Source organism: Pseudomonas sp. PS01299 (assembly GCF_029960145.1).
Taxonomy (GTDB): domain Bacteria; phylum Pseudomonadota; class Gammaproteobacteria; order Pseudomonadales; family Pseudomonadaceae; genus Aquipseudomonas; species Aquipseudomonas putida_A.
On sequence record NZ_JASCPO010000056.1, the window covers coordinates 23,031 to 32,156 of the forward strand.

The following is a 9,126-nucleotide window of genomic DNA, read 5'->3' on the forward strand; positions in this document are numbered from 1 at the left end:
AAATCAGCAAGACCTCAATTCGATGACGTCGATGACCGCTCATCTGTGCTAGCATGCCGGGCTCAAGCGTTCTCAGGCTCCGGATGGCCTTCAGCCCCGGCAGCGGTCAGCGTGCGAAAAATTCTGATTTGAATCCCAGTCACTCTGGTTCGGTTTTCCGGTTGGCCGCAAGGCTCCTGCCGCTGTAAGGCAGGCGTTCGTCATTGAATGGCCTGGATCGGATCTTGTACTGGCTCATCCCAACCCACGTGACCTTTGGTAGGGGTCACCACTAGGAGAGGAGGCGCCATGCCAACTATTACTCTTCCCGACGGCAGTCAACGTTCATTCGATCACCCGGTTTCCGTAGCCGAGGTCGCCGCATCCATTGGTGCAGGCCTGGCCAAGGCCACCGTGGCCGGCAAGGTCAACGGCAAGCTGGTCGACGCCTGCGACATCATCGACAGCGACGCGACGCTGCAAATCATCACGCCAAAGGATGAAGAGGGGCTGGAGATCATTCGCCACTCTTGCGCGCACCTGGTTGGCCATGCGGTCAAGCAGCTGTACCCGACTGCGAAAATGGTCATCGGCCCGGTTATCGACGAAGGCTTCTATTACGACATCGCCTTCGAGCGTCCTTTTACGCCGGACGACATGGCCGCCATCGAACAGCGCATGCATCAGCTGATCGACAAAGATTACGACGTCATCAAGAAAGTCACTCCGCGTGCCGAAGTGATCGAAGTGTTCAAGGCCCGTGGCGAAGACTACAAGCTGCGCCTGGTCGAAGACATGCCGAACGAGCAGGCCATGGGCCTGTACTACCACGAAGAATACGTCGACATGTGCCGCGGCCCGCACGTGCCGAACACGCGTTTTCTGAAATCCTTCAAGCTGACCAAGTTGTCCGGCGCCTACTGGCGTGGCGATGCCAAGAACGAGCAATTGCAGCGCGTTTACGGCACAGCTTGGGCTGACAAGAAGCAGCTGGCGGCTTACATCCAGCGCATCGAAGAAGCGGAAAAACGCGATCACCGCAAGATCGGCAAGCGCCTGGGCCTGTTCCACACCCAGGAAGAAGCGCCGGGCATGGTGTTCTGGCACCCGAACGGCTGGACTCTGTATCAAGTGCTCGAGCAGTACATGCGCAAAGTGCAGCGTGACAACGGCTATCTGGAGATCAAGACCCCGCAAGTGGTCGATCGCAGCCTCTGGGAGAAATCCGGGCACTGGGCCAACTACGCCGACAACATGTTCACCACCGAGTCGGAAAGCCGCGACTACGCCATCAAGCCGATGAATTGCCCGTGCCACGTGCAGGTGTTCAATCAGGGTCTGAAGAGCTACCGCGAGCTGCCGATGCGTCTGGCCGAGTTCGGTGCCTGCCACCGTAACGAGCCGTCAGGTGCGCTGCACGGCATCATGCGTGTGCGTGCGTTCACTCAGGACGACGCCCACATTTTCTGCACCGAAGAGCAGATGCAGGCCGAATCCGCGGCGTTCATCAAGCTGACCATGGACGTTTACCGCGATTTCGGCTTCACCGACGTCGAGATGAAACTGTCCACTCGTCCGGAAAAACGCGTAGGTTCCGACGAGCTGTGGGATCGCGCCGAAGCGGCACTGGCTGCAGCCCTTGATTCTGCGGGTCTGCCGTATGATCTGCAGCCGGGTGAAGGTGCGTTCTACGGTCCGAAAATCGAGTTCTCGCTGAAAGATTGCCTCGGTCGCGTCTGGCAGTGTGGTACCTTGCAGCTCGATTTCAACCTGCCTGTCCGTCTCGGCGCCGAATACGTCTCCGAAGACAACAGCCGCAAACACCCAGTGATGCTGCACCGGGCGATCCTCGGTTCGTTCGAGCGTTTCGTCGGGATTCTGATCGAGCATTACGAAGGTGCATTCCCTGCGTGGCTGGCGCCAACCCAGGCAGTGATCATGAATATCACTGATAAACAGGCAGATTTCGTCGCTCAGGTTGAAAAAACTCTCAACGAAAGCGGATTTCGTGCCAAGTCCGACTTGAGAAATGAAAAGATCGGCTTTAAAATCCGCGAGCATACTTTGCTCAAGGTTCCCTATCTTTTGGTTATCGGAGATAAGGAAGTCGAGATGCAGACTGTCGCTGTGCGTACTCGTGAAGGTGCTGACCTGGGCTCGATGCCCGTCGCCCAGTTCGCTGAGTTTCTCGCGCAAGCGGTTTCCCGGCGTGGTCGCCCAGATTCGGAGTAATTATTATTAAGCGTGAAATGAGACAAGATAAACGAGCTGCACCGAAAGCCCCGATCAACGAGAATATCTCGGCACGCGAGGTTCGGTTAATTGGCGCTGATGGCGAGCAGATTGGCATCGTCTCGATTGATGAAGCGCTTCGTATTGCTGAAGAAGCAAAGCTTGATCTGGTAGAAATCTCTGCTGACGCAGTCCCACCGGTTTGCCGGGTGATGGACTACGGCAAATCGATCTTCGAAAAGAAGAAGCAGATTGCAGCAGCGAAGAAAAACCAGAAGCAGATTCAGGTAAAAGAAATCAAGTTTCGTCCAGGGACGGAGGAAGGGGATTACCAGGTAAAACTGCGCAACCTGGTACGTTTCCTGAGTGACGGGGACAGGGCCAAGGTATCCTTGCGATTCCGCGGCCGTGAGATGGCCCACCAGGAGCTGGGGATGGAACTCCTCAAGCGGGTTGAAGCTGACCTGCTCGAGTACGGTTCGGTCGAACAGCATCCTAAGATGGAAGGACGCCAGCTGATCATGGTCATCGCCCCGAAAAAGAAGAAGTAATCAACAGGGCACGGCAGGCCTTCTGATTATGTTTATCAACTGAATGCGGAGTATCCGAACATGCCAAAAATGAAAACCAAAAGTGGTGCTGCTAAGCGGTTTCTGAAAACTGCTAACGGTATCAAGCACAAGCACGCTTTCAAGAGCCACATCCTGACCAAAATGTCGACCAAGCGTAAGCGTCAACTGCGCGGTAGCAGCTTGCTGCATCCGTCTGACGTGGCAAAAGTCGAGCGCATGCTGCGCCTTCGTTAATTTTAGTCAAGAATAGAGGAAGTAACTCATGGCTCGTGTAAAGCGTGGCGTCATTGCCCGTAAGCGTCACAAAAAAATTCTGAAACTTGCTAAAGGCTACTACGGCGCACGCTCCCGCGTATTCCGTGTTGCCAAGCAAGCGGTAATCAAGGCAGGCCAATACGCCTACCGTGACCGTCGTCAGAAAAAACGTCAGTTCCGCGCTCTGTGGATCGCTCGTATCAATGCTGGTGCTCGTGTTAACGGTCTGTCCTACAGCCGTTTCATCGCTGGCCTGAAAAAAGCGTCCATCGAGATCGACCGTAAGGTTCTGGCTGATCTGGCAGTGAACGAAAAAGCGGCGTTTGCTGCGATTGTCGAGAAAGCTAAAGCCACCTTGGCTTAAGTACCCCCGACAGTCACCCGGCCTCACCTCTGTGGGGCCAGGTGTTAAACGTCATAAATAGGGGAAGAGCCTTCAAGCTCTTCCCCTATTTTGTATCTGGAGTCTGTACATGGAAAACCTGGATGCGCTGGTCTCTCAAGCACTAGAGGCTGTGCAAAGCGCTGAAGATATCAATGCCCTGGAGCAAATCCGGGTTCAATACCTTGGCAAAAAGGGTGAATTGACTCAGGTGATGAAGACCCTGGGGAATTTGCCGGCAGAAGAGCGTCCGCAAGTCGGCGCCCTGATCAACGTTGCCAAGGAGCGTGTTACAGGCGTTCTCAATGCGCGCATGGCTCTGTTTGAAGAAGCCGAACTGGCTGCCAAACTGTCTGCCGAATCCATTGACGTGACGTTGCCGGGCCGTGGCCAGACCTCCGGTGGTCTGCATCCTGTGACCCGGACTCTGGAACGAGTCGAGCAGTTCTTCACCCGCATCGGCTACGGCATCGCCGAAGGCCCTGAGGTCGAAGACGACTATCACAACTTCGAAGCGCTCAACATCCCAGGCCACCACCCGGCCCGGTCGATGCATGACACCTTCTATTTCAATGCGAACATGTTGCTGCGCACCCATACCTCGCCGGTACAGGTCCGCACCATGGAGTCCAAGCAGCCGCCGATCCGCATCGTCTGCCCAGGCCGTGTGTATCGCAGCGACTCCGATATCACCCACTCGCCGATGTTCCACCAGGTCGAAGGCCTGCTGGTCGATCGCGACATCAATTTCGCCGACCTCAAAGGCACCATCGAAGAATTCCTGCGGGTGTTCTTCGAAAAAGAGCTGGCCGTCCGTTTCCGTCCTTCGTACTTCCCGTTCACCGAGCCATCCGCTGAAGTCGACATGGAATGCGTGATGTGCAGCGGTAAAGGCTGCCGCGTCTGCAAGCAGACCGGCTGGCTGGAAGTCATGGGCTGCGGCATGGTGCACCCGAACGTGCTGCGCATGTCCGGCATCGATCCGGAAGAGTTCTCCGGTTTTGCCTTCGGCATGGGTGTCGAGCGTCTGGCAATGCTCCGTTACGGCGTGAACGACTTGCGTCTGTTCTTCGACAACGACTTGCGGTTCCTCGCGCAATTTCGCTAGTCGTAACGAATTCTTAGGAGAGCAGGATGAAATTCAGTGAACAATGGCTGCGTGGCTGGGTTAGCCCGCAGGTAAGTCGCGACGAGCTGGTTGCTCGTCTGTCGATGGCGGGTCTGGAGGTCGATAGTGTGACCCCGGCCGCCGGTGTATTCAGCGGCGTGGTCGTGGGCGAGGTGCTGAGCACCGAGCAGCACCCTGATGCCGACAAGTTGCGTGTGTGCCAGGTCAGCAATGGCGCGGAAACCTTCCAGGTCGTGTGCGGTGCGCCAAACGTGCGTCCGGGCCTGAAGATTCCGTTCGCCATGATCGGTGCCGAACTGCCGGGCGACTTCAAGATCAAGAAGGCCAAGCTGCGTGGCGTCGAGTCCAACGGCATGCTGTGCTCGCAAGCCGAGCTGCAGGTCGGTGAAGGCAACGACGGTCTGATGGAACTGCCGGCCGATGCGCCGGTGGGCGAAGATTTCCGTGTGTACCTGGATCTGGAAGATGCCAGCATCGAGGTCGACCTGACCCCGAACCGTGGCGACTGCCTGTCGCTGGCCGGTCTGGCCCGTGAAGTGGGTGCGCTGTACGACACGCCGGTCGCTCGCCCGGTGGTCATGACCATTCCGGCTGTGCACGACGAAGTGCGTCCGGTAGAAGTGCTGGCGCCTGCCGCCTGCCCGCGTTACCTGGGTCGTGTCATCCGTAACGTTGATCTGTCCAAACCAACCCCGCTGTGGATGGTTGAACGCCTGCGCCGCGCCGATGTGCGCAGCATCGACGCTGCCGTCGACATCACCAACTACGTGATGCTTGAGCTGGGTCAGCCACTGCACGCTTTCGATCTCGCCGAAATCAATGGCGGCATCCGCGTGCGTATGGCGGAAGAGGGTGAGAAGCTGGTTTTGCTCGACGGTCAGGAAGTCAGCCTGCGTAGCGATACCTTGGTGATTGCCGACCACACCCGCGCTCTGGCGATTGCCGGCGTGATGGGTGGCGAGCACAGTGGTGTGTCCGCAACCACTCGCGACGTTTTCCTGGAAAGTGCCTTCTTCGATCAGATCGCTGTGGCGGGCAAGGCTCGCTCCTACGGCCTGCACACCGACGCCTCGCACCGTTACGAGCGTGGCGTGGACTGGCAACTGGCCCGTGAAGCCATGGAGCGCGCCACTGGCCTGCTGCTGGAAATTACCGGTGGTGAAGCCGGCCCGATCATCGAGACCGTCAGCGAGCAGCACCTGCCATCGATCGCGCCGATCACCCTGCGTGCGCAGCGCATCACCCAGATGCTGGGGATGGAAATGGATTCGGCGCAGGTCGAGCGTCTGCTCAGCGCCTTGGGTCTGAAGATTTCCGCTGACGGCGCAGGGCAGTGGCGCGTAGAAGTGCCAAGTCACCGCTTCGACATCAGTCTGGAAGTCGATCTGATCGAAGAGCTGGCGCGTCTGTACGGCTATAACCGTCTGCCGGTTCGTTACCCGCAAGCGCGTCTGGCGCCGCAAGCGAAGGCTGAAGCACGCAGCGAATTGCCTGAGCTGCGTCGTCTGCTGGTAGCCCGTGGTTATCAGGAAGCGATCACTTACAGCTTCATCGATCCGAAACAGTTCGAACTGTTCAACCCGGGCGTTGAGCCGCTGTTGCTGGCCAACCCGATTTCCAATGACATGGCCGCCATGCGTTCTTCGCTGTGGCCGGGCCTGGTCAAGGCGTTGCAGCACAACCTGAACCGCCAGCAGGATCGCGTGCGCCTGTTCGAAAGCGGTCTGCGCTTCGTCGGTCAGCTGGAAGGTCTGAAGCAAGAACCGATGCTGTCGGGTGTTGTTTGCGGCAGCCGTCTGCCGGAAGGTTGGGCGCAGGGTCGCGACACCGTCGATTTCTTCGACGTGAAGGCTGATGTTGAAGCGGTGTTGGGCTTTGCCGGTGCACTGGATACCTTCACTTTCACTCCGGGTAAACACCCGGCGCTGCACCCGGGGCAAACCGCGCGCATCGAACGTGACGGGCGTGAAGTCGGCTTTATCGGTGCGATTCACCCGGAGCTGTCCAAGGCCCTGGGTCTGGATCGTCCGGTCTTCGTCTTCGAGCTGGTTCTGGCTGAAGTCGCTTCCGGAAAAATGCCGCAATTCCACGAGTTGTCGCGTTTTCCTGAAGTGCGTCGTGACCTTGCGCTGATCGCGCACAAAGACGTCGCGGCCTCGGCTGTACTGGACGTAATCCGTGAAAATGCAGGCGAATGGCTCACGGATCTCAGGCTGTTTGACGTGTATCAGGGTAAAGGCATTGATCCTGATAGAAAAAGCCTTGCAGTTGGCTTGACCTGGCAGCATCCATCGCGCACTCTTAATGACGATGAGGTGAATTCGACGACGCAAAATATCCTCACCTCGCTCGAACAAAGGTTGAACGCCACGTTAAGGAAGTGACGTATGGGGGCTTTGACGAAAGCTGAGATGGCGGAACGTCTGTATGAAGAGCTGGGCCTGAACAAGCGAGAAGCCAAGGAGTTGGTTGAACTGTTTTTCGAGGAAATCAGGCACGCTCTTGAAGACAACGAGCAGGTCAAATTGTCCGGTTTCGGCAATTTCGACCTTCGGGACAAACGCCAGCGGCCTGGCCGCAACCCGAAAACGGGGGAAGAAATCCCGATCACGGCTCGCCGTGTGGTCACCTTTCGTCCAGGGCAGAAGTTGAAGGCCCGAGTTGAGGCTTATGCTGGAACCAAGTCATAACGACGAACTACCCGTCATCCCGGGCAAACGCTACTTCACCATTGGTGAAGTCAGCGAGCTGTGTGCGGTAAAACCACACGTGCTGCGCTACTGGGAGCAGGAGTTTCCTCAACTCAACCCCGTCAAACGCCGCGGAAACCGCCGGTATTATCAGCGCCAGGATGTGCTGATGATCCGGCAAATCCGCGCGCTCCTTTACGATCAGGGATTCACCATCGGCGGCGCGCGTCTGCGCTTGTCCGGTGATGAAGCCAAAGACGACACCACCCAATACAAGCAAATGATCCGCCAGATGATCGCTGAGCTTGAAGATGTACTGGTAGTGCTCAAGAAATAAAAAGCTGCGTTTGAATACTTCCAGTTTTCAAAAGCTTGCGATATATTCTTGAGCGCTCTTCGAGACGAAGGGCGGGTTTCAAACCAGTCGGGGCGTAGCGCAGTCCGGTAGCGCACTAGCATGGGGTGCTAGGGGTCGAGTGTTCGAATCACTCCGTCCCGACCATATTTTTCAATGACTTGGCCCGGTTCGGAAACGACTGGGCTTTGTTGTTTCTGGCATTTGATCATTTTGGTCACCGTTGGGTCACCGTTAGCAAAAAGCTCGTAGAGTGCGCCATACAGGGCTTCGTCACGTTGAGATCTGTCAAAGCTCCAGTCCTGACTGTATTGGCTGCGAACTGTTCCTTGTCGCGATCTTTCTCTTGGTGGGCACTGGCTGATATCGGTACGACGAGCTGTACTCAGATCATTTTTCTGATCACCACCTGACGGATATGGCAAATCAGGGTGAGGTCGATCACCAACTGTGTGAGGTAGGTGTTTTCGTCCTACGGGTGGCAGAGTCCGTACCATCCGCAACAGTGAGGTGCTTTTAGCGTCAGTCAGAGGCCTGGTGGGCGGTGTAGGCGGGGCCCCTTTGGTTGGGCATTAACTAAGTGAAGATCGTCGCATGGTGGGCGTTGTAGAGGGGGCGATTTTTCTGGTGTTCGGAGGAAGGCCAGAGATGGTGTAGTCAGACAAAGTTCGAAGCGACCGCCAAAGTACGGCTTTCTCGAAGCTCGTTAAATTGAGTAGGTTCGATGTGGCGGCGGGCCTCCATCGTCAGGGCATGCAATGGGTGGGGCAATGGGCGCTTAAAGGAAAGCGCCCAGCGCAAGCTCCTTTTAACTACTCATCTTCGGCTACAGCGCTGAAAGCGAGGTCTTTTATCATTATCACGCCTGGAGTTACACACTGAACGGCGTTGATAAAAAGCTTGCCGGTGCTGAAATCTTGGGTGTACGCCACCTTCCATGTGAAGAGCTGCTTTGCTTCGGTGGTTTCACCCCGTGACGTAGCGAAGAACCAAGTTTCGAAGTCGACGTCATCCTCATCATAGGCTTGTTGACTTTTCTGGACGGTATCACCTTGCTTCAAAGTGTCGGAGTCAACCCGAAATTCCTCATTTTGAAGGCTGATCACAGCCTCACCCATACCTTCGATGTAAAACGCCATCCAATTGCACTCCTTGGTTAGAGTGGAATTGTAAGGGTGAATCAATGGGCCAAGCCAGCATTTCGAAAACTGGTGCTCAAGCCGGATGCTTGTAAGCGTCCGCTCAACACACCTTGCCTAATTAGACGGGTGCCTACCTGTCGCAAGATTGCACTCCAGTTGACTACGCGTTTGCATTCGATTTGACCTTTCATTGTGAGCATCCGGCGACCTGACCTAGGTACTCGGCACCGATCGCCTGAATGCAGGATTCTCGCAATCTGTTTGTAACCGTCCGGCCATGTCATCTACCCAGCCCCGCAAAGCCAAGACATCGTGTGCACTCAAATTTAAGTGAGCACCAGATCTAGCCTTTTAAACGGGTATTTCATGCAGCCAACACTCGGTTCCTAT

9 protein-coding genes and 1 tRNA gene are annotated in these 9,126 nt (G+C 56.3%); 9 read left to right on the forward strand and 1 reads right to left on the reverse strand.

Annotated elements, in window-relative coordinates; all coding sequences use genetic code 11:
- Window positions 1–288: 288 nt before the first annotated feature.
- The 9 genes from thrS (at window position 289) to QMX91_RS12725 (ending at window position 7,741) form a co-directional block, all read left to right on the forward strand.
- The gene (gene thrS / locus QMX91_RS12685) at window positions 289–2,211 is read left to right on the forward strand and encodes a threonine--tRNA ligase (RefSeq protein ID WP_007961251.1); all 1,923 of its coding nucleotides are present in this window, start codon (window positions 289–291) and stop codon (window positions 2,209–2,211) included.
- Window positions 2,211–2,762: a translation initiation factor IF-3 gene (gene infC, locus QMX91_RS12690; protein ID WP_170929410.1), complete on the forward strand. Its 552-nt coding sequence runs from the start codon at window positions 2,211–2,213 to the stop codon at window positions 2,760–2,762. Before thrS ends, infC begins: the two co-directional genes overlap by 1 nt.
- Before the next feature lie 60 nt (window positions 2,763–2,822).
- Window positions 2,823–3,017, forward strand: a complete 195-nt coding sequence (rpmI, locus tag QMX91_RS12695; RefSeq protein WP_002553160.1) for a 50S ribosomal protein L35 — start codon at window positions 2,823–2,825, stop codon at window positions 3,015–3,017.
- A gap of 28 nt (window positions 3,018–3,045) precedes the next feature.
- A complete protein-coding gene (rplT, locus tag QMX91_RS12700) occupies window positions 3,046–3,402 on the forward strand; it encodes a 50S ribosomal protein L20 (protein ID WP_002553161.1) in 357 nt (118 codons plus the stop codon).
- Window positions 3,403–3,511: 109 nt separating this feature from the next.
- Window positions 3,512–4,528: a phenylalanine--tRNA ligase subunit alpha gene (gene pheS / locus QMX91_RS12705; RefSeq protein ID WP_003226365.1), complete on the forward strand. Its 1,017-nt coding sequence runs from the start codon at window positions 3,512–3,514 to the stop codon at window positions 4,526–4,528.
- A 26-nt stretch (window positions 4,529–4,554) separates the two neighbouring features.
- Window positions 4,555–6,933, forward strand: a complete 2,379-nt coding sequence (gene pheT / locus QMX91_RS12710; protein ID WP_282412796.1) for a phenylalanine--tRNA ligase subunit beta — start codon at window positions 4,555–4,557, stop codon at window positions 6,931–6,933.
- Window positions 6,934–6,936: 3 nt separating this feature from the next.
- Window positions 6,937–7,239, forward strand: coding sequence for an integration host factor subunit alpha (gene ihfA, locus QMX91_RS12715; RefSeq protein ID WP_002553164.1), 303 nt, complete (start codon window positions 6,937–6,939; stop codon window positions 7,237–7,239).
- Window positions 7,220–7,576: a MerR family transcriptional regulator gene (locus tag QMX91_RS12720; protein ID WP_003179985.1), complete on the forward strand. Its 357-nt coding sequence runs from the start codon at window positions 7,220–7,222 to the stop codon at window positions 7,574–7,576. Before ihfA ends, QMX91_RS12720 begins: the two co-directional genes overlap by 20 nt.
- Window positions 7,577–7,664: 88 nt before the next feature.
- Window positions 7,665–7,741, forward strand: a tRNA-Pro gene (locus QMX91_RS12725).
- Between the two features lie 665 nt (window positions 7,742–8,406).
- Here QMX91_RS12725 and QMX91_RS12730 read toward each other — a convergent pair.
- Window positions 8,407–8,733 carry a hypothetical protein gene (locus tag QMX91_RS12730; protein WP_198848269.1) on the reverse strand — a complete coding sequence of 109 codons (327 nt, stop codon included), beginning with the start codon at window positions 8,731–8,733 and terminating at the stop codon, window positions 8,407–8,409.
- Window positions 8,734–9,126 lie beyond the last annotated feature (393 nt).